At 76.9% G+C, this 20,216-nt stretch carries 18 protein-coding genes; 5 read left to right on the forward strand and 13 right to left on the reverse strand.

Annotated features, from left to right (window positions below; translation table 11 throughout):
* Nucleotides 1-22: 22 nt before the first annotated feature.
* Complete coding sequence (locus tag BKA21_RS03310) at nt 23-847, forward strand: maleylpyruvate isomerase family mycothiol-dependent enzyme (RefSeq protein WP_140458648.1); 825 nt, start codon at nt 23-25, stop codon at nt 845-847.
* A gap of 89 nt (nt 848-936) precedes the next feature.
* Here BKA21_RS03310 and BKA21_RS03315 read toward each other — a convergent pair whose 3' ends face one another.
* From BKA21_RS03315 to BKA21_RS03325, 3 genes are read right to left on the reverse strand one after another with little or no spacing between them, the layout of a single operon-like run.
* Nucleotides 937-1,779, reverse strand: coding sequence for a transglutaminase family protein (locus BKA21_RS03315; protein WP_140458647.1), 843 nt, complete (start codon nt 1,777-1,779; stop codon nt 937-939).
* Nucleotides 1,776-2,705, reverse strand: a complete 930-nt coding sequence (locus tag BKA21_RS03320; protein WP_140458646.1) for an alpha-E domain-containing protein — start codon at nt 2,703-2,705, stop codon at nt 1,776-1,778. The genes BKA21_RS03315 and BKA21_RS03320 overlap by 4 nt, the downstream gene beginning before the upstream one ends.
* Nucleotides 2,699-4,285 carry a circularly permuted type 2 ATP-grasp protein gene (locus BKA21_RS03325; protein WP_140458645.1) on the reverse strand — a complete coding sequence of 529 codons (1,587 nt, stop codon included), beginning with the start codon at nt 4,283-4,285 and terminating at the stop codon, nt 2,699-2,701. Before BKA21_RS03325 ends, BKA21_RS03320 begins: the two co-directional genes overlap by 7 nt.
* Nucleotides 4,286-4,635: 350 nt before the next feature.
* On the opposite strand from BKA21_RS03325, the gene BKA21_RS20330 reads away from it, so the two are divergent.
* On the forward strand, nt 4,636-4,962 hold the full coding sequence (locus BKA21_RS20330) for a type II toxin-antitoxin system PemK/MazF family toxin (protein WP_140459166.1): 327 nt from the start codon (nt 4,636-4,638) through the stop codon (nt 4,960-4,962).
* A gap of 144 nt (nt 4,963-5,106) precedes the next feature.
* Nucleotides 5,107-5,367, forward strand: a complete 261-nt coding sequence (gene rpsT / locus BKA21_RS03335; RefSeq protein ID WP_140458644.1) for a 30S ribosomal protein S20 — start codon at nt 5,107-5,109, stop codon at nt 5,365-5,367.
* A 225-nt stretch (nt 5,368-5,592) separates the two neighbouring features.
* Here rpsT and BKA21_RS03340 read toward each other — a convergent pair whose 3' ends face one another.
* On the reverse strand, nt 5,593-6,918 hold the full coding sequence (locus tag BKA21_RS03340; RefSeq protein ID WP_140458643.1) for a helix-turn-helix domain-containing protein: 1,326 nt from the start codon (nt 6,916-6,918) through the stop codon (nt 5,593-5,595).
* A 159-nt stretch (nt 6,919-7,077) separates the two neighbouring features.
* A complete protein-coding gene (locus BKA21_RS19225) occupies nt 7,078-7,206 on the reverse strand; it encodes a hypothetical protein (RefSeq protein ID WP_255432406.1) in 129 nt (42 codons plus the stop codon).
* A 188-nt stretch (nt 7,207-7,394) separates the two neighbouring features.
* Here BKA21_RS19225 and BKA21_RS03345 point away from each other — a divergent pair, with 188 nt between their 5' ends.
* Together BKA21_RS03345 and BKA21_RS20085 are read left to right on the forward strand one after the other, a co-directional pair.
* The gene (locus BKA21_RS03345; protein WP_140458642.1) at nt 7,395-8,120 is read left to right on the forward strand and encodes an EAL domain-containing protein; all 726 of its coding nucleotides are present in this window, start codon (nt 7,395-7,397) and stop codon (nt 8,118-8,120) included.
* Nucleotides 8,121-8,234: 114 nt separating this feature from the next.
* Nucleotides 8,235-8,846 (forward strand): EAL domain-containing protein, encoded by a 612-nt coding sequence (locus tag BKA21_RS20085; RefSeq protein WP_140458641.1) that lies wholly within the window; start codon nt 8,235-8,237, stop codon nt 8,844-8,846.
* Between the two features lie 39 nt (nt 8,847-8,885).
* Here BKA21_RS20085 and holA read toward each other — a convergent pair whose 3' ends face one another.
* From holA to BKA21_RS03390, 8 genes are all read right to left on the reverse strand, one after another.
* The gene (holA, locus tag BKA21_RS03355; protein WP_140458640.1) at nt 8,886-9,917 is read right to left on the reverse strand and encodes a DNA polymerase III subunit delta; all 1,032 of its coding nucleotides are present in this window, start codon (nt 9,915-9,917) and stop codon (nt 8,886-8,888) included.
* 28 nt (nt 9,918-9,945) lie between these two features.
* Entirely contained in the window at nt 9,946-11,508 is a 1,563-nt protein-coding gene (locus BKA21_RS19235; RefSeq protein WP_140458639.1) for a ComEC/Rec2 family competence protein, read from the reverse strand.
* Nucleotides 11,505-12,455, reverse strand: a complete 951-nt coding sequence (locus BKA21_RS19240) for a ComEA family DNA-binding protein (protein WP_179625303.1) — start codon at nt 12,453-12,455, stop codon at nt 11,505-11,507. The genes BKA21_RS19235 and BKA21_RS19240 overlap by 4 nt, the downstream gene beginning before the upstream one ends.
* 91 nt (nt 12,456-12,546) lie before the next feature.
* Nucleotides 12,547-13,548: a DegV family protein gene (locus BKA21_RS03370; protein ID WP_140459164.1), complete on the reverse strand. Its 1,002-nt coding sequence runs from the start codon at nt 13,546-13,548 to the stop codon at nt 12,547-12,549.
* A complete protein-coding gene (gene leuS / locus BKA21_RS03375) occupies nt 13,545-16,469 on the reverse strand; it encodes a leucine--tRNA ligase (RefSeq protein ID WP_140458638.1) in 2,925 nt (974 codons plus the stop codon). The genes BKA21_RS03370 and leuS overlap by 4 nt, the downstream gene beginning before the upstream one ends.
* A gap of 9 nt (nt 16,470-16,478) precedes the next feature.
* Nucleotides 16,479-17,681 carry an MFS transporter gene (locus BKA21_RS03380; RefSeq protein ID WP_140458637.1) on the reverse strand — a complete coding sequence of 401 codons (1,203 nt, stop codon included), beginning with the start codon at nt 17,679-17,681 and terminating at the stop codon, nt 16,479-16,481.
* A gap of 75 nt (nt 17,682-17,756) precedes the next feature.
* Complete coding sequence (locus BKA21_RS03385; protein WP_140458636.1) at nt 17,757-18,455, reverse strand: metal-dependent transcriptional regulator; 699 nt, start codon at nt 18,453-18,455, stop codon at nt 17,757-17,759.
* 100 nt (nt 18,456-18,555) lie between these two features.
* Nucleotides 18,556-20,127: a D-alanyl-D-alanine carboxypeptidase family protein gene (locus BKA21_RS03390; protein ID WP_140458635.1), complete on the reverse strand. Its 1,572-nt coding sequence runs from the start codon at nt 20,125-20,127 to the stop codon at nt 18,556-18,558.
* Between the last annotated feature and the right edge of the window lie 89 nt (nt 20,128-20,216).

The following is a 20,216-nucleotide window of genomic DNA, read 5'->3' on the forward strand; positions in this document are numbered from 1 at the left end:
CGGTCTGCGGCACCATCGTCCCATGCGCGCGCACCCCGGCACCTCCCCGGTGGACGAGCCGGTCGACGGGCCGGTCGACGGGCCGGTCCCCGCGGCCGGCGGTCCCCCGGCCGACGCGTCGCCGCCGGTCCTCGTCCCGGGCACCGCGCAGCCGTACCTCGACGTCCTCGCCGGGCTCCAGGACGCGTTCCTCGCGGGCGTGCGTGCGGCCGACCCGCGGACGCCGGTGCCGTGGTGCGGCCGGTGGCGCGTGCGGGACCTGGTCGTGCACCTCGCCCGCATCCACCACTGGGCGGCCGGCCAGGCCGCACGGCGCCGCGAGGCGCCGCTGGGGCGCGGCCCGTTCGATCTGCCCGAGCTCTACGGCACGTGCGCCACCGAGCTCCTGACCACGCTGCGCACGCTCGCCCCGGACGCGACGGCGTCCACCCTGCTCGGCCCCGGCCCGGTCGCGTTCTGGCACCGGCGCCAGGTGCACGAGACGCTCGTGCACCTGTGGGACCTGCGCACGGCGACCGGCAGCCCCACGCACGCCGACCCGGCCGTGTGGGCCGACACGGTCGACGAGGTCGTCACCGTCATGCAGCCGCGGCAGGTCGCGCTCGGCCGCACGCCGCCGCTGCCCGTGCGGGTCGACCTGCACGCCGTCGACGCGGACCGGTCGTGGACCTTCGCCGCCGCCGGCGCCGACGACCCCGGCACGGCGCCCCGGGTCGAGGTCCGCGCCCCGGCGGACGCGCTCGCGCTCCTCCTGTGGCGCCGCCTCCCCGCCGACGCGCCCGCCCTCGCGGTCCGCGGCGAGGCCTCGGCGCTCGAGGCGCTGCTGACGTCCCGGCTGGTCCCCTGACGTCCGTCGCGTGCGGGTCCCCGACGTCGTCCCCGTGGACGGCGACGGGGACCCCGCGGCGACAGGAGGCCCCGGGGGCGAGGCCGGGCTCAGGCCTCGCGGGTGATGCGGACCACCACGGCCAGCTCGTCGGCCTGCGGACCGGCGAACACGCCCCGCAGCGGCGGGACGTCGTCGTACGACCGCCCGCGCCCCAGGATCACGTGGTGCTCGCCGGCGGGGACCCGGTTCGTCGGGTCGTACCCCGTCCACTCCCCCGCCCACCACTCGACCCACGCGTGCGACTCGCCCGTCACGGTCGTGCCGATCTCCGCGTCCTGGGCGGGGTGCAGGTACCCCGAGACGTACCGGGCCGGGATGCCCAGGGAGCGCAGCGCGCCCAGCGCGAGGTGCGCCATGTCCTGGCACACGCCGGTGCGGGCCTCCCAGGCCTCGGCGGCGGGCGTGTGCACGGTCGTGACGCCGGGGATGTACTCCAGCCGGTCGCGCAGCGCGCGGCACACCGCGACCGCGGCCTCGGCGGGCTCGAGCCCCTCGGCGGCGGCCGCGGCGAGCGCGACGACCTCCGCGGGCGGTGCGGTCGTCGGGGTGTCCGCGAGGTGCTCGGCCAGCCGGTCGCGCACCTCGGGCCCGCGCAGCACCTCCCAGGACGTGCCGGGCACGGGGGTGCCGGGACGGTCGGTCACGTCGACGACGTGCTCGGCCGTGAGCACCAGCGCCTGGTGCGGCGCGAGCACCTCGAAGGCCGTGACCTGCGTGCCCCAGTAGTCGCGGTAGTCGTGCGACCACGTCTGCGGCTGGATGTCGACGCGCGTCTCGAGGACGCTCTGCCCGGGCTGGGACACCGGTGTCATCCGGGCCTCGTTGTACGAGGCGGTGACCGGCGCCGGGTACCGGAACGACGACGTGTGCACGATCCGCAGGCGGCTCACAGCGCCTCCCCCACCCAGGTCGTGGCCGAGCCGGACGGGAAGTACCGGCCCCTGATCGCGTCGGAGGCGGCCGAGCAGGCGCGCTGGACGCGCTCCATCTCACGCGGCAGGTCGTCGAGGATCTCCATGAGGGGGCGGTACTCCAGGCTGGTGCGCACGTGGCCGATGTGGCGGCGCGCGTCGTCGACGCCCGCCCGGTCGGTGACCGGCTCCAGGCCCGTCAGGCACGCCTCCGCCTGATGCAGCGCGTGGACGATGGACCGCGGGAACAGCCGGTCGAGCAGCAGGAACCCGGCGGCGCGCTCGTCGGAGGCCGTGCCGCGGTACGTGCGCAGGAACGCCTCGTGCGCACCGCACGAGCGCAGCAGGGTCGCCCACGAGGGACCGGCCGAGCCCGCGAGCGCCCGGGTGGTGAGCAGGCGCGCGGTCATGTCGGCTCGCTCGATGGAGCGGCCCAGGACCATGAAGTGCCAGGTCTCGTCGCGCGAGGTCTGGGAGTCCATGATCCCGGCGACGACGGACGCGCGCTCGCGGACCCACCCGAAGTAGTCGTGGGCGCGGGCCGGGCGCATGTGCGACGGGAGCTGGTTCCAGGTGGTGTTGAGGCACTCCCACAGCTCGGTCGAGACGATCTCGCGGGCGCGGCGGGCGTTCTCGCGGGCGGAGACGAGCGCCCCGGCGATCGACGACGGGGAGTACCGGTCGTACGCGAGCACGTCGAGCACCTGCTCGCGCCCGACGACGACCTCGGACGCGGGCGCGGGGCGGTCCATGACGGACAGCAGGGAGCGGCAGGCGAGGTCCTCCTCGGCCCAGGGGTCCTCGAGGAGGATCTGCACGTGCACGTCGAGCAGGCGCGCGGTGTCGTCCGCCCGCTCGACGTAGCGCCCGATCCAGAACAGCGACTCCGCGATGCGGCTCAGCACGTCGCACCCCCGTCCACCCGTTGCTGCTGCTGCTGCATGACCTGCACCCGGACGTCGTCGGGGTTCGCGTCGATGGGCACGGCCGCGTCCTTGGGGACCGCCTGCGGCAGCGACTGCCCGCCGGCCTGCGCCTGGGCGCGCCGCGGCACGCGGCCGCCGAGCACCCAGGTGTCCTTCGACCCGCCGCCCTGGGAGGAGTTGACGACGAGCTGACCCTCGGGCAGCGCGACGCGCGTGAGCCCGCCCGGCAGCACGTAGACGTTGTCGCCGTCGTTGACCGCGAAGGGGCGCAGGTCGACGTGCCGGGGACGCAGCCCGTCCTCGACGAGGGTCGGCACGGTCGAGAGCTGGACGACGGGCTGGGCGATCCAGCCGCGCGGGTCGGCGCGCAGCCGGTCGCGCAGCGTGTCCAGCTCGGCGCGGCTCGCGCGCGGGCCGACCACCAGCCCCTTGCCGCCCGAGCCGTCGACGGGCTTGACCACGAGCTCGTCGAGCCGGTCCAGGACCTCCTCGAGCGCGCCGGGGTCCTCGAGCCGCCACGTGTCGACGTTGGGCAGGATCGGCTCCTCGTGCAGGTAGTACCGGATGAGGTCCGGCACGTACGTGTACAGCAGCTTGTCGTCGGCGACGCCGTTGCCCACCGCGTTGGCGATGGTCACGTTGCCCAGGCGTGCGCAGGTCATGAGGCCCGGGCAGCCCAGCAGCGAGTCGGAGCGGAACACCACCGGGTCGAGGAACTCGTCGTCGACGCGGCGGTAGATCACGTCGACGCGGCGCCGGCCCTGCGTGGTGCGCATCCACACGCGCCCGCCGGCGCAGAACAGGTCGCGTCCCTCGACGAGCTCGACGCCCATGGTCCGGGCCAGCAGCGAGTGCTCGAAGTAGGCGCTGTTGAAGACCCCCGGGGTCAGCACGACGACGGTCGGGTCGTCGACGCCGGGCGGCGCGGCGGCCATCAGCGCGGACAGCAGGCGCCGGGAGTAGTCGACGACGGGGCGGATCCGCAGCGTCGCGAACAGCTCGGGGAACGTCTGGGCCATCGCGCGGCGGTTGGACAGCACGTAGCTGACGCCCGAGGGCACCCGCACGTTGTCCTCCAGCACGCGCCACCCGCCGAGGGAGTCGCGCACGAGGTCGATGCCGGAGACGTGCACGCGGACCCCGTTGGGGGGCTGCACGCCCCGGACGGCGCGGTGGAAGTGCGTGGAGGAGACGATGACCGACCGCGGGACGACCCCGTCGGCGACCGCCTTCTGCGCGCCGTAGACGTCGGCGAGGAACGCCTCCAGCGCCCGTACGCGCTGCGAGACGCCGGGGGCGACGTGCTCCCACTCGTCGCCGCCGAGGACGCGGGGCACGACGTCGAGCGGGAACGGGCGTTCCTCGCCGGCGAAGTCGAAGGTCACGCCCTGCGTGAGGTAGGAGCGGGCGAGGGTGTCGGCGCGGGCGCGCAGCTCGCCGTCGGACAGCGTCGCCAGGGCCCGGTGGACGTGCCGGTAGGCCGCGTGGACGTCGCCGTCCGGGCCGATCATCTCGTCCCAGGCCGGCCCTGCCGGGTAGTCGTCGAACAGGTCCGCCATGCAGGTCACCGTAGTCGTCGCGTGTCAACGTCGCGTTACGTGGCGGCTAGGGTGCGGGCGTGGCAGCGCGAGGGTGGTCGGCGGTTCTCCGTGACGTGCTCCGGGGGGTCCTGCGGACCCTCACGGGCGGGTCCGAGGCGTCCGGGGGCGCGGGCCGCTCCGGGGGTCGCGCAGCGCCGCCGGCGGCACCGCCCCGCGGGCGACCCGACCGGGGCTCCCGCCCGTCCGCGACGACGCGTCCGGGTCCCCGCCCCGCGCCGTCGGCGGGTGCGACGGCACCGGCGGGTGGCGGAACGGTCCGTCCGGCGTACGCCCCGCGGCCGGACGGCGAGCCCGACCCGGGCGAGGTCGTGTGGGCCTGGGTCGCGTTCGAGGACGACCCCGCCCGGGGCAAGGACCGGCCGGTGCTGGTGCTCTCCCGCGAGGGGCGCACGCTCGTCGCGCTCATGCTCACCAGCAAGGACCACGACCGCGACGCCGCGGACGAGGCCCGGTGGGGGCGCGTGTGGATGGACGTCGGGACGGGCGGGTGGGACCCACGACGCCGCGCGAGCGAGGTGCGGCTCGACCGGGTGCTGCGCCTCGACCGGGAGGCGGTGCGCCGCGAGGGTGCGGCGCTCGACCGTGCGGTCTTCGACGAGGTCGTCGAGGCGGCCGGCCGGCTGCACGGCTGGTAGGATCTTGACCCGCGTGTCCGCCCGGGGTCGGCGGGCACAGGCGCAGGCCATTTGCACGGGTGTCCCCACGCCCCAGTCCAGGCGCTGCGCCGCCCTCTACGACCTGTTCCGAACGCTTCGGCGAACACACCAGAGAGTCCACACGTGGCGAACATCAAGTCCCAGATCAAGCGCATCGGCACCAACGAGAAGGCGCGCCTGCGCAACAAGGCCGTCAAGTCGGAGCTGAAGACGTACGTCCGACGCGTCCGCGAGGCCGTCGCCGCCGGTGACAAGGACGCGGCCGGCACGGCGCTCCAGGCCGCGACGCGCAAGCTCGACAAGGCCGTCTCCAAGGGTGTCATCCACACCAACCAGGCCGCGAACAAGAAGTCGGCCCTGGCGAAGTCGGTCAGCAGCATCTGAGGTCGCCGCGCGGCCCGCGTCGGCCGCGCACCCGTCACGGCGCGCTTCCACCGCCCCGTGACGGTCACCACGACCAGCAGTGCCGAAGGGCGCCATCCCGCCAGGGTGGCGCCCTTCGTGCTGCCCGCGCGACGTCCGCTGCTCCGGGCGCAGACGCACGCAGGCCCCGCCTCCCGGAAGGGCGGCGGGGCCTGCGACGTGCGGGGCAGCCGTGGCCGGGCGACGTCAGCCGATCGACCACGTCTCGTGCGGCGCGCCCGCCGGGGCCGACGCGCGGAACCCGGCCTCGCGCAGCGCCCGGTCGAACGCCCGCGCGGCCGCCTCGGCGTCGCCGTGGCGCAGGTAGCGGTCGCCGAGGTCGCGCCACACGGCGGCCGACTGGCGCGACGCGGACATCATGCCGAGCAGGTCCGCCGCGGCACCGAACTCGGCCGCCGCGCCCGTGAGGTCACCCCGGGCGGCCAGCACGTCGCCGAGCGCGATCCGCGCCATCGCCGCCGCCGACCGGGGACCGGTGCCGAGGACCGTGAGCGCGTCGCGCGCGTCACGCTCCGCCGCCTCGGCGTCGTCGAGCAGCAGGTGCGCACGGGACCGCTCGACGAGCAGGCGCGCGGTGTCGAGGATCGACGCGATCGCCCGCAGACCCGGCTCTGCGAGCCGGATCTGGTCGAGGGCGGCCTGGGGCTCGGCGGGCTCGGACCGCAGCAGCAGCCAGGCGTAGTTCAGCCGCAGGCGCGGCAGGTCGCGGTCCGGCTCCCCCTCGGAGAGCAGGGCGAGAGCGCGCTCGGTGTAGCGCTGCGCCAGGTCGTAGTCGCGGCGCTGCTCGGCGACGAACGCCGCGTTCCAGTACACGCTCCCCCGCCCGCGGGGGGTGCCGAGCGACTCCGCGAGCCGCACGAGCTCGGCAGCCCGGTGCGTCGCGTACAGCAGGTCGCCGCGCTCCACGTACGCCCACAGCACGGTGGACGCCAGGCGCAGGTGCTCGTCGGTGCCGACCAGGTCGGCGCGGTCGAGGGCCTCGACCTGGTGCTCGCCGACCTCGACCGCGCGGTGCAGGTCGCCGGCCTCGAGGTAGCAGCCCACCAGGGCCATGGCGATGGAGGCAGAGCGCAGGTGGTCGGCGCGCCCCTGCGTCTCGGCGAGGAGCGGCTCGAGGAGCCCGATCGCGTCCTCGAGCTCTCCGGACAGCTCGTGCGCCCGGGCGAGCGCGGCGAGGGCGTCGACCCGCAGGGTCGGGGTGACCACGCTCAGGTCGAGCTCGGCGATCCGTCGCGCCGCGGCGGCGGCGTCGCCGTTCGCGAGGTCGAGGCGCGCGTAGTCGAGCTCCAGACGGGTCCGGGCCTCGTTCGGGCCGTCCTCGCCGTGCTTGAGGTACTCGAGCGTCGTGCCGAGCCGCTCGGCCAGCACCGTCAGCGCCGAGTCGGTCGGGTCGCGGTGCCCGGCCTCGATCAGCGAGATGTAGCTGGGTGAGAAGGCCTCGCCGGCGAGGGCGGTCTGGGAGAGCCCGGCCGCCAGCCGCGACTCGCGCACACGGTCACCGATAGTCGTCATGGTCGGTCATTCTACGTGTGACGATCCCCGAAGACATCCCCCACGCCCAACTTGCGGGAAAGTCACAGGATCACCCGCGTGCCGCGGGCGTGCACCGGGCGCGACATCGACCCCGGGGGGCCGGGCCGCACCCGGTGCGGAGCAGGTCCGAGGGGTCGGTCAGAGGGCGTTCTTGCAGCACCCGATGCCGCCGTGGACCGTCGAGCCCGCAGCGACCGCAGGAGCGGCGGCAGCCAGCGAACCTGCGAGGACGAGGGCGGCGAGTGCAGCGGTGAGGGACTTCTTCATGGTGACGGTCTCCTGTCGTTGCGATCGGGGTCGAACGGTCGACGGCACCCGGGGCACCGCTGACACCGGTGGAGCACCACGCGGGCGCGCTCCTTCCGCCCGGCGGCTTCCCGCGAACGGGACGGACCCTAGTTTTCCACCCGCTACGGGGGGGATCACAAGCCCCAAGATGTGATGTCATAGTCATCATGACATCGGAGGACGGGTCGGCGCTCGACCAGCTGGGCGCGGCGGTCGACGCAGCGATCCCGGCAGAGCTGCGCGACGCCTGGGCCACGCACGTCTCGAACGAGCCCGTGCTCGTCGCCCGCCAGGGGATCTACTCCTCGCACGGGCGCCCCTTCGCGTACCAGGTGTCCTACCGCGCACCGGGGCACCACCCCGAGCTCGTCAGCCGCTGGGGCGCCCTCGACCACGAGCGCGCGACCGCGCACGTGCTCCGCGCGACCTTCGGCAGGACCGACCTGGAGTCGGTCGCCCACGGACGGCTGCTGTTCGTCCGCTGCCCCCGGGCCTACCTCGTCGGCGACCTGCCGGTGCCGCCCCGGCCCGACCGCCTCGTCATCGAGGTCAGCACGACCACCGAGATCGACGGCACGGTCATCGCCGGCCTGCGGCGCCTGCGCGAGCGCGGCTTCCGGATCGCCGTCCCGGCGTTCGCCGACCACCCCGAGCAGCGTCGACTGCTCCCCCACGCCGACTTCGTCAAGGTCGACGTCCGCGACCTCGACGTCGAGGGGCACCCCGTGGTCCGGGTCGCGCGGTCGTTCGGCGCGCTGCTGATCGCCGAGTACGTGGAGCAGGGCAGCTCGCTCGCCCACGCCCGCGACCTCGGCTTCACGCTGTTCCAGGGGAACCTCATCGAGCGCGCAGGCGTGCTCGACCGCGCGAACGCCCGCCTCGTCGGGCACTGAGCGGCGCCCGCCCCGCCGACGACGACCCCGTCCGGCGCCCCCCGGACGAGTGAACGCCATGACTGGCACCCGGCAGCCGCGTCATGATCGTGCCGGTACCCCCTCTCATCCGGTGTGACCACTCGCAGCAGGGCGCACCGCCCTCGGCACGTCGCCCGGCAGCCCATCTGGACGCCGGACGGCCGGCTCCTCGGGCACGAGTACCTCTACCGGACGGCGCAGGGGCTGCCCGCCGGCGTCGACCGGTGGGAGCCGGCCCGGCAGGACCTGGCCACGCGGGACGTGCTGGCTGCGCTGTACGACAGCGGCGCACCGGCGGGCACCGGTCTCGTGTTCGTCAACGTCACGCGGACGTTCCTGGTCGGCGGGCTGCCCCTGCCGGCACCGGACACGCGGCTCGTGCTGGAGGTCGTCGAGACCGTCGACGCCGACGCCGCGGTCCTCGACGGTCTGGCCGCGCTCCGCGCCGCGGGCTACCGGATCGCGCTCGACGACTGGACGGGGACCCCCGCGCAGCAGGCGATGCTGCCGCTGGCCGACTACGTGAAGGTCGACTGCCGCGACCTGCACCGGCTCGGGCCGCGCGGGCTGCACCACGCCCGGTCCGGGGGCGCCCGCCTCGTGGCCGAGCGCGTCTCGGGGCCGGACCTCGTCGACGTGTGCCGGCTGCTGCGGTTCGACCTGCTGCAGGGCAACGCCCTCGGCATGCCGGCCCTCTGCGCCTGACCGCCCGAGGGCCCCGCGTCAGCGCGCGACGGCCCCGCGTCAGCGCTCGACTGCCCCCGCGACCCGGAGCACGGCCCGCTCGACCGCGAAGCGCGGGTCCCGGCTCTCGCCCTTGACCTCTGCGTCGGCCTGGGCGACCGCGGAGATCGCGGTCGCGAGCCCCTCCGGCGTCCACCGGCGCAGGTCGGCGACCGCCCGGTCGACCTGCCAGGGCGCCATCCCGAGGTCCCGGGCCGCGCCCGCACCGCGGCCGCGGACCGCCCCCACACGTGCCAGCGTGCGCAGGCGCGCCGCCAGGGCCGCCACCACCGGGACGGGGTCGACGCCGGTCGCCATCGCGTGCCGCAGCAGCGCGACCGCCCGGCCCGGGTCGCCGGCGACCGCCGCGTCGGCGACCTGGAACCCGGTCGCCTCGACCCGGCCCCCGTGGTACCGCTCGACGGTCTCCTCGCCGATGAGGCCGGTCGTGTCCGCGACCAGCTGGGCGCACGCCGCGGCGAGCTCGCGCAGATCGCTGCCGACCGCGTCCACGAGGGCCCGCACGGCCCGGGCGTGCGCGCGCCGCCCCGCACGACCCAGCTCGTCCGCGACGAACGCCGCCTTGTCCGCGTCCGTGCGGACCGGGTCGCAGGCCACCACGGGGCCGCCCGCCGCGCGGATCGCGTCGAGCAGGCGCTTGCCCCGCTGCCCGCCGCCGTGCCGGGCCACGAGGACGACGCCCTCGGCCGGCGCGCCCACGTACGCCTCGAGGTCCCGCATGAGGTCGTCCGTGCCCCGCTCGACGCCCTCGACGACCACGACCTTGTCGTCGGCGAAGAGCGACGGGCTGGTCACGACCCTCAGCTCACCCGTCGCGTAGGTGCCCGCGTCCAGCCGGGTGACCTCGATCTGCGGGTCCTGCTCCCGGGCGAGGGCGACGACACGCTCGACCGCGCGCTCGGCCAGCAGGTCCTCGGCCCCCTGGACCAGGACGACGGGGGCCGGGGCCGCCTGGGTCCACGGGACCCCGGAGGTCGCGGCGCGTCCTGCTCCGCCGCGTGCCGGACGTCGGGCGGGGGTACGGGCTGCCACGGGGACAGCCTGCCAGACACCGCCGACGTCACCCGCCCGCCCCTCCGGCCCCGGGCGGCGCTGCCCGCCGACCGACGAGCAGCAGCCGCGCCCCGGCCGCCGCGGCGACGAGGGCGCACAGGGCGCCCGTCGCTCCCGGCGCCCACGCCAGCCCGGCACCGGGGGCCTGCGCGACGACGCGCGCGACCGCCCCGATCCACCAGCACGCCGCGCCCGCGGCTGCCGCGAGGGCCGCGGCTCCCGCAGGCCACACCGGTGCGAGCAGCACCGCCGCCAGGCCGAGCACCGTCGCCGGCGCGACCGCCGGCGCGACCGCGACGTTCGCCGGGACCGCCCAGGTGCTGAGCGTCGGCCACAGCGCGAGCACGACCGGCAGGCAGCCGAGCTGCGCGGCGACGGGCGCGGCGAGCACCGTGGCGACCCCGCGCCCGCAGACGCCCGACCAGCGCCGCACGAGCGGCGGGCCGAGCAGCACGAGGCCCGCCGTCGCCGCGACCGAGAGCGCGGCACCGGGCTCGCCCGCCAGCCACGGGTCGACGACGAGCAGCAGGACGACCGCGCACGCGAGCGCCGCGGGCCCCGCGGCCCGCCGGCCCAGCAGGACACCGACCAGCCCGAGCGCGCCCATGGCGGCCGCGCGCACGACGCTCGGCTGCGGCTGGACCACGAGGACGAGCAGCGCACCGCCGGCCGCGACGACGCCGGCACGCACCGGGGCGGGCCCCCCGGCTGCGGCCGCCGCGGCCACCAGCAGCCCGCCGACGATCGTGAAGTGCGCGCCGGAGACCGCCATCACGTGCGCGAGCCCCGCCAGGCGCATCGCGTCGCGCAGGTCGGCGGGGACCGCCGCCGTGTCCCCCACCGTGACCGCCGGCAGCAGGGCTCCCGCATCCCCCGGCAGACCCGCCCCGAGCCGGGCGGCGGCGGCGCGGACCTCCCCGGCCCACGCGTGCAGGCCGCCGGGCGCCGCGACGACCTCGGGCGGCTCGCGGGCGACCAGCACGAGGGCCGCACGCTCCCCCGGCTCCGCCGCGCGCGGCGTGCCCGACCAGGTGACGACGCTGCCCGTGGCGGCACCCGCCGGCGCCAGCACCACCGCGGGGACCGCCACCGCGACGGCCCTCCCCCCGGTGGTGAGCTGCTCGACGACGACGTCGACCCGGACGCGCGGCGGCATCCCGGCACCGCCGGCGAGGACCTGCGGCTCGGCGAGGACCCGGGCACGCGCGTCGACCCGGTCACCGGCCACCACCGCCTCGCGGAGCACCGGCGGGTCGTGGGCCGCACGCTGGACCAGCGCCGACACGAGCACGGCCCCGGCGACCGCCAGTGCCAGCGCAGCACCCGGTGCGACGGCGCGCAGGCGGGTGCCCGGCCGCGGCACCGTCCGGTCGCGTGCACCGGTGCGCGGGGCCGACCGCCGGACGGGCGCGGCCGTCAGGACCGCGACCAGCAGCACGCCGGCCAGCGCCACCGCCAGCACGACGGCGCCGGCGGCAGCGGTCGGCGCCGAGGCACGGGTGCCGACCAGCCCGGCGCACCAGGCGGCCGCGGCCCCCGGGAGCAGACGCAGGTCCGTGCGCGCGGTCACACGCGGACCCGGTCGCGCAGGTCGGCCATGAGGGTCGGGCCGATGCCGGGCACGTCGTCCAGCGCGTCGACGCTCGCGTAGGGACGCCCCTCGACGATGCGCCCGGCCAGGACCGGGCCGACGCCCGGCAGCCCCTCGAGCGCGGCGAGGTCCGCGGTGTTGAGGTCGACCGGCGCGTCGCCGACCTGCCCGCCCGTGGCGGGGGTCGGCACCGCGTCGGCCGGCGGGTCGAGCACCTCGCCGACGCGCGGGACCCGGACCTGCTCGCCGTCGACCACGGTGCGCGCGAGGTTCAGCGCCGCCGGGTCGGCACCGTCGACGACGCCGCCCGCGGCGTCGAGCGCGTCGGCCACGCGCGCGCCGTCCGTCAGGTGCACGACGCCGGGCTGCGCGACGGCGCCCACCACGTGCACGAGGAGCTCGGCCGGGGCGGCCGGGGCGGTGCTCGCCCCGGGGGTCGGCGCGACGCCGGTGCCCGCCGCGGGCACCTCTGCCGTCACCGCCGGCGTGGGCAGCGCCACGGCCTCCCCCGCGGGGGCGGACGCCGCTCGCAGCACCACCGCACCGACCAGCAGCGCGACCACGCCGACCGCGACGCCGGCCGTGCGGGCGTCGACGGCCCAGCGCACCCGGCCGGACGGGCCGCGGGACGTGCGCGAGGTCGGCCGCTCCTGCGGGGCCGGGTCGCGCACCGTCTGCGCGGCGTGGGCCAGCGCGCCGGCCGTGGTGGGCGCCCACCGCACCGGCCGAGGGACCGCCGTCGACGGCACGAGCGGCACGGGCGCGGGCGGCACCGGCGCGGGCGTGACGGGGACCGGCGCACGACGTCCGGGCGGCGCAGGCACGGGCGGCCCCGGGACGGCGGTCACGACCGGGCGGGGCGCCCGGGCGAGGGCGGCGAGGCGGCGTGCGACGTCGTCCCGGTCGGAGGCGGGGTCGGCGGTCATCGCCCGTGACGCTAGGGCGCCGCGGCACCGGCGCACCGTCGCACGGTGGTTCCGGTGGGCAGGACGCCTGCGCACCCGGGCTGGGGGCGGCTCAGCGCGGTGCGGTCGCCTCCGGCGGCCCGGCGTCGGGCGGTACCGCGTCGGGCGGCACGGCGTCGGTGAGCACCACGGCCAGCGTCCCGGGTCCCACGTGGGCTGCGAGGACGGCTCCCGCGTCGGTGACCTGCACCTCGGCGGCCTGCGCGCCGAGCGCGGTGCTCAGCCGCGCGGCGAGCTCCTGGGCGGCGTCGGCCGGACCGACGTGGTGGACACCGACCCGCACGGCGCCCCGCGTGGCGGCGTCGTCGAGCGCGACCTGCTCGAGCCGCTCACGGGCGGCGCGGCGCGTGCGGACCTTCTCGGCGACGACGAGGCGGCCGTCGCGCACGGTCAGCAGGGGGCGCAGGCCGAGCACGGTGCCGAGGGCGGCGGCGGGCGCGCTGAGGCGGCCGCCGCGGCGCAGGTGCTCCAGGGAGTCGACGAGGAACCACACGCGGGCCCCGGCGGCCGTCGCACGCGCCGCCGCGACCACGGGTGCCGGGTCCGGTGCGGGCAGGGGGGCGCCGGGCCGGGCGAGCGCGGCCCGCCACCGCGCCCAGGCGCCCGGGGCGACGACGGGGACGGGTGCCGGCCGGGCGGCACGGGCGGCGGCGAGGACCGCGTACCCGAGCCCGAGCCCGACCGTCCCGGAGTCCACGACGTGCACCGGCACCGGGCTCACGGTCGCGGCGGTGCGCGCCGAGTCCGCGGTGCCGGAGAGCGCGCCCGCCAGGTGCACCGACACCACGTGCGTCGCCCCCGCGGCGGCCAGGTCCTCGTAGGCCGCGGCGAACGCCGAGGGCGGCGGCTGCGACGTGCTCACCCGGGCGCCGCCGGCGAGGGCCTCGGCCAGCGCGTCGCCGCTGAGGTCGTCCTCGCGGTGCTCCTCGCCGTCGACGACGACGCGCAGCGGGACGACGCGGACACCGGCCGCCCCCGCGAGCCCGGGCGGCAGCGCGGCCGTGGAGTCCGTGACGACCGCGACGTGCGGGGCCGGGCCCGCGGGCCGGCTCAGGCGGGCACCACGTTGACGAGCTTCGGCGCGCGCACGACCACGGTCCGCACGTCCCGCCCGTCGAGGGCCCGCTGCACGCCGGGGTCGGCGAGCGCGATGGCCCGCAGCTCGTCGTCCCCGACCGACGCGGGCACCTCGGCGCGGCCGCGGACCTTGCCCGCGACCTGCAGGACGCACGTGACGGTGTCCTCGACGAGCAGGGCCGGGTCGGCCTCGGGGTAGGCGGCGTGCACCACGGACGTGTCGTGGCCGAGCCGCTTCCACAGCTCCTCGGCGAGGTGCGGCGCGATCGGGGCCGTCATGGCGACGAGCGCCTCGACCGTCGAGCGCGGCGCGGGCTCGAGGGTGGTGAGGTGGTTGTTGAGCACGATGAGCTTGGCGATCGCGGTGTTGATGCGCATCGCGGCCATGTCCTCGCGGACGTCGGCGATCGTGCGGTGCAGCAGCCGCAGGGTCTCCGGGCCCGGCTCCTGGTCACCGACGACGGTCTCGCCGGTGCGCTCGTCGACGACGTTGCGCCACAGCCGCTGCAGGAACCGCTGGGCACCGACGACCGCGCGGGTCTCCCACGGGCGCGACAGGTCCAGCGGACCCATCGACATCTCGTACACGCGCAGCGTGTCCGCGCCGTAGGCCTCGTACATCTCGTCCGGCGAGACGGCGTTCTTGAGCGACTTGCCGATCTTGCCGTACTCGCGCTCGACGGGCTCGCCCTGCCAGGTGAACCCGGTGGGCGACGCCTCGTCCTCGACGACCTCGGCCGAGGGGACGTAGACGCCGCGGGCGTCGGTGTAGGCGTAGGCCTGGATGTAGCCCTGGTTGAACAGCCGGTAGAACGGCTCGGCGCTGCGGACGTGCCCCAGGTCGTGCAGCACCTTGTGCCAGAACCGGGCGTACAGCAGGTGCAGCACGGCGTGCTCGACACCGCCGACGTACAGGTCGACGCCGCCCACGGAGCCCTCGGGCTGGCTGCCGTGGCCGCCGCCCATCCAGTACTCCTCGAGGGCGGGGTCGATCAGCACCTCGGCGGACGTGGGGTCGAGGTAGCGCAGGTAGTACCAGCAGGACCCGGCCCAGTTGGGCATGGTGTTCGCGTCGCGCCGGTACGTCCGGGGCCCGTCGCCCAGGTCGAGCTCGACGTGCAGCCAGTCGGTGTTGCGGCCCAGCGGCGGCTCGGGCTCGGACTGCGCGTCGTCGGGCGCGTAGGTGCGCGGGGAGAAGTCCGGGACGTCCGGCAGCTCGACGGGCAGCGCCGACTCGGGCAGCGGCAGGGGCGTGTCGTCCTCGTCGTAGACGATCGGGAACGGCTCGCCCCAGTAGCGCTGCCGGCTGAACAGCCAGTCGCGCAGCCGGTAGGTGGTCGTGCCCTCGCCCACGCCCTGGGCCGACAGCCACGCGACGATGCGCTCCTTGGCGGTCGGGACGTCCAGGCCGTCGAGCTGCACGTGCTCGTTCGAGGAGTTGACGATGACGCCGTCACCCGTGCGGGCGCCGTCGGGCGTGCCCTCGGGGGCGTCGACGGTGTAGACGACGGGCAGCTCGAAGGCCTGCGCGAACGCGTAGTCGCGCTCGTCGCCGCCCGGGACGGCCATGATCGCGCCGGTGCCGTAGCCCATGAGCACGTAGTCGGCCGTGAACACCGGCAGCAGGTCGCCGGTCACGGGGTTGGCCGCGAGGTGCCCGGTGAAGACGCCGGTCTTGCGGCCGGCGTCCTGCTGGCGCTCGACGGCGGTCTTGGCGGCGGCCTGCGCGCGGTACGCGGCGACGGCCTCGACCGGGGACGCGTGCCCGCCGGTCCAGGCGCCGTGCGTGCCGTCGGGCCAGGCCTCGGGCACCTCGTCCAGCAGGGGGTGCTCGGGGGACACGACGAGGAACGTGGCGCCGAACAGCGTGTCGGGCCGGGTCGTGAACACCTCGACCTCGGTGCCGCCCTGCACGGCGAACCGCACGCGCGCGCCCGTGGACCGCCCGATCCAGTGCCGCTGCATGGCCTTGACCTTCTCGGGCCAGTCGATCAGCGCGAGGTCGTCGGTGAGGCGGTCGGCGTAGGCCGTGATGCGCATGTTCCACTGCCGCAGGTTGCGCTGGAACACCGGGAAGTTGCCGCGCTCGGAGCGCCCGTCGGCGGTGACCTCCTCGTTGGCCAGGACCGTGCCGAGGCCGGGGCACCAGTTCACGGGGGTCTGCGACAGGTACGCCAGGCGGCGCGAGTCGACGACGCGGCGACGGGTCGCCTCGTCCAGGTCCGCCCAGGTGGCGCCGGGGGCCACGCCCTCGACGCCGGTCGGCACCGGGCGGGTGCCCGCCTCGAGCTCGGCGACGAGCTCGGTGACGGGGCGGGCCCGGCCGCGCCCGCCGTCGGGGCGGACCGCGTCCTCGTCGTACCAGGACCCGAAGATCTGCAGGAAGATCCACTGCGTCCAGCGCACGTACTCGGGGTCGATCGTCGCGAACGAGCGGCGCGGGTCGTGCGCCAGGCCCAGGCGGCGCAGCTGGCGCTGCATGATCGCGATGTTCGCCTCGGTGGTGGTGCGCGGGTGCGCGCCGGTCTGCACCGCGTACTGCTCGGCGGGCAGGCCGAACGCGTCGAAGCCGAGGGCGTGCAGCACGTTGTCGCCGCACATGCGCCGGTACCGGCCCACGACGTCGGTCGCGATGTACCCCAGGGGGTGGCCGACGTGCAGCCCGGCGCCCGACGGGTACGGGAACATGTCCATCACGAAGAACGGCCGCGCGCCGGGGGCGGCGTGCCGCCCCTCGCCGTCGGTCAGCGGGCCGACGGGGTTGGGCGTGTGGTAGGTCCCCCGCCGCTCCCACTCGTCCTGCCACGCGAGCTCGATCGTCTCCGCGAGCGCCGCGGTGTAGCGGTAGGGGACGTCGTCGGCGGGGCTCGCGGGGGCGGGTGTGGGCTGGGCGTTCACCCGTCGATCCTACCGATGCGGCGCGGGCGCCCGCCCCACCGTGACGACGACCAGCAGACCCACGGCCGTGAGCGCCGCACCGACCCACGCGGGGGCCAGCAGCCCCCACCCGGCGGCGATGACGAGGCCGCCGAGGAAGGCTCCCGCGGCGTTGCCCAGGTTGAGCGCCGAGTGGCACAGCGCGGCCCCCAAGGACGGGGCGTCCGGGGAGAGGTCCATGAGGCGGGTCTGCAGCGCCAGGCCCAGCACCTGCGACGTGACGCCGAGCAGCACGATCGCAGGCACGGCCGCCCACGCCCAGGGCCCGACCAGCGCGATGACGACGAGCACGACGATCGTGGCGACCATGCCGGTCACGACGGTGCCGAGGACGGACCGGTCCGCCAGGCGGCCGCCGAGGAGCGTGCCGGCGGTCATGCCCACGCCGTAGGCGGCGAGCACGGCGGGCACGAGCGCGACGTCGAGCCCCGTCACGTCGGTGAGCAGCGGCTTGACGTAGGAGTAGACGGCGAACATGCCCCCGAACCCGACGGCGCCCGCGCCGAACGCGACCCACAGCGGCCCGTTGCGCAGCGCCGCGACCTCGCCGCGCACGCTCGCGGCCGGGTCGGCGGGCAGCGACGGCGTCCAGGCGGCGAGCGCGGCGAGCGTGACCAGGCCGAGGGCGCCGACGCCGACGAAGGCCCACCGCCAGCCCACGGACTGCCCGACGACGGCGGCCAGGGGGACGCCGACGGCGCACGCCACGGTCAGCCCCGCCATCATCGACGCGACCGCCCGGCCCCGGCGCGCGGGGCCGACGACGGCGGTGCCCATGACGGCGCCGACGCCGAAGTACGCCCCGTGCGGCAGGCCCGCGAGCAGGCGGGCGACGACGAGGGACTCGGCGGTCGGCGCGAACGCGGACGCCACGTTGCCGACCGTGAACGCGACCATGAGCAGCAGCAGCAGGCGGCGCCGGTCCAGGCGCGCGCCGAGGGCCGCCAGCGTGGGGGCGCCGAGCACGACGCCCACGGCGTACGCGGTGATGGTGTGCCCGGCCGTGGGGATGTCGACGCCGAGGTCGGTGGCGATCTCGGGCAGCAGCCCCATCGTGGCGAACTCGGTGGTGCCGATGCCGAACCCGCCGAGCGCGAGCGCGAGCAGGGCCAGGCCCGGGCGGGTGCCGGGGGCGGCCGACGGCGGCGCCGGACGCGCGCTCGTGGTGGTCACGACGCTCCTCGAAACGATTCGATGCGGGAGGAGGGGGCGCCGTCGACCGCCTCGCAGGGATGCACGGAGAGTACGTCAGCGCACGTGCGCGAGCCAGATCGCCCGCGCCGCGACCTCCCCCAGCTCGACCCGCCCGGCCGTCGCGGCCGGCGCGCCCGCCATGACCTGCACGCTCACCACACCGGTCACGGCGCGCCGCTCGTCGAGGTCGACGCGCGCGTCGAGCACCACGCCCACGCCCTCGAGGTAGCGCAGCAGCTCGGGGTCGGCGTCGGAGATCCGCGCCACCGTGTACGGACCGGCCGGCACCTCCCACATGGGGTGGGCGTCGGGCAGGTGCACCGCGCCGTCCGGGCCCGGGATCGGGTCGCCGTGCGGGTCGCGGTCCGGGTGCCCCAGCAGCTCGGCGACCCGCTCGACGAAGCGGTCGCTCACCGCGTGCTCGAGCACCTCCGCCTCGTCGTGGACCTCGTCCCAGCCGTAGCCCATGCGCTCGACGAGGTACGTCTCCAGGAGGCGGTGCCGACGCACCATCGCCACGGCGTGCGCGCGCCCCGCGTCGGTGAGCTCGACCGCACCGTAGGGGCGGTGGCTCACCAGCCCGGCGTCGGCGAGCCGGCGCACCGTCTCCGACACCGTCGACGCACCGACCCCGAGGCGGGTCGCCAGCAGCTTGGTCGTCACCGGGGTCGCCGACCACTCCTGCGCACCCCAGATGACCTTGAGGTAGTCCTGCACGACGGCACTCAGCGGTGCGGGGCTCTCCACGCTCACGCGCACCAGGGTAGGGGGCGCCCCCGACACCGGGCAGGGCCGTCCGGGCAGGGCCGTCCGAGCAGCGCCGTCCGAGCAGCGCCGTCCCGGCGCGCCCCGCTCACCGGCCGTCGACGCTCCAGTGCCACGGCTCGCCCGGGAGGTTCTCCAGCCCGTACGCGTGCGCGTGCTCGACGAGCCACGCGTACCCCGTCGCCGACGTCGTCAGCGACCAGCCCCCCTGCGTGAGGTCGACCGCCAGGCCGCGCTCGTGCCGCGACGTGCCCGGGCGCGCCGTGCTCGGCGTGCACGCGCTCGCGGGGGCCTCGTGCACCGCCTCCGGCGACGACCCGCAGTGCGCGCGCCGCAGGGCGATCTGCTGCTCGGCGCTGCGCCACCCGCCGCCGTGCAGCACCACCCCGTCGTCGGCGGCCGCCGCGAGCATGGCGTCCAGCGCCTCGGCCAGGCACGGGTGCACGCGGATCCCCGCCCGCGTGAGGACCGTGGCGTCCTCGGCGACGGGCCCGTCGACGTCCTCGCAGCGGGTCGGCTGCACCCCGGCCGGGGCCAGCCGCTCGGGGACGGCGATCTGCCACAGGGTCGCGCCGTCGGCCGCCCGCAGCAGCAGGGCCTGGTCCTCCACGACGAGCGCGGCCCCGGGCTGCCCGGCCGTGCCCGTGCGCCACACCGGCGCACCCGCGACGTCGAGCAGCACCACGTCGCCGTCCTCGCCGACGCGCACCTGCACGCCGGGCACGTCCTGGTCCGAGGCCCACACGGGTTCCCCGTCGTAGGCCACCACGAGACGCCCGTCCCGCACGTCGACGCGCACGTGGCCCGACGGCGAGCCGAGCGACGCCGGTGCCGCCATCGACCCGCCGGGCCCGAGCCGCGACGGCCCGACGGGCGTGCCGCTGCTCCAGACCACCGACCCGTCGTCGCGTGCGAGCACGAGGTTGCCGTCGTCCTGGAGCGTCAGCGTCGTGGCGTCCTGCCCGGCGGTGCGGCTGCGCCACAGCCGCTCACCGTCCTCGTCAGCCACGACGAGGTTCCCGTTCGCCCGCAGCTCGAGGCCCACGCCGTCGCCCTGCGTCGCGGTCGACCAGCGCTCGCGACCGTCCGGGCCGAGCAGGCGCACGTCGCCGCCCTCGTCGACGACCAGCAGGTGCCGGCCGTCGGGGGACGCCAGCGTGCCACCGGCGGCGAGCCGCGCCGGCGCGCGCAGCGACGAGGGCACCAGGGCCGTGCCGGCCGACCAGTGCACGGCCCCACCGCCGTCGACCACGACGACCTCGCCGTCGTCCTGCACGCGCAGCACCGAGCCCGCCGCCGTGGTCGCGGTGCTCCACACCACCGTCTGGTCGGGAGCCGTGAGGACGACGTCGCCGGCGTCGGTGGTGGTCAGGCGCGACCCCGGAACCCCGGCCCCCGTCGACCAGCGCGCGACGCCGTCGAGCCCGTACAGGCCGAGCGAGCCGTCGGGCTGCACCACGAGGGTCTGCGCACCGCCGGGCGCGAGCAGCGCCTGCCCCGGTGCCAGCGTCTCGCCGGGGCGCAGCACGTCCTCCCCCGGCCCGGCCGACGCGGCGAGCGGGGCGGTCAGGAGGAGCCCGCCGGCCACGACGGCCGCCAGCACCGCCCGCCCGGGCGCGCCCGCCAGGCCGATGCCCCGGTCCCCCGGTCGCCGTCGCATGCCCACCCCCGTGCGCGGCGACGCGGCGCGTGCGCGTCCCCGCCCACCCAGGCGAGCACGCGGGGGTCTGGTGCGCAAGACCTGCCGCA

Origin of the sequence: Cellulomonas oligotrophica (assembly GCF_013409875.1) — a bacterium.
Lineage (GTDB): Bacteria > Actinomycetota > Actinomycetes > Actinomycetales > Cellulomonadaceae > Cellulomonas > Cellulomonas oligotrophica.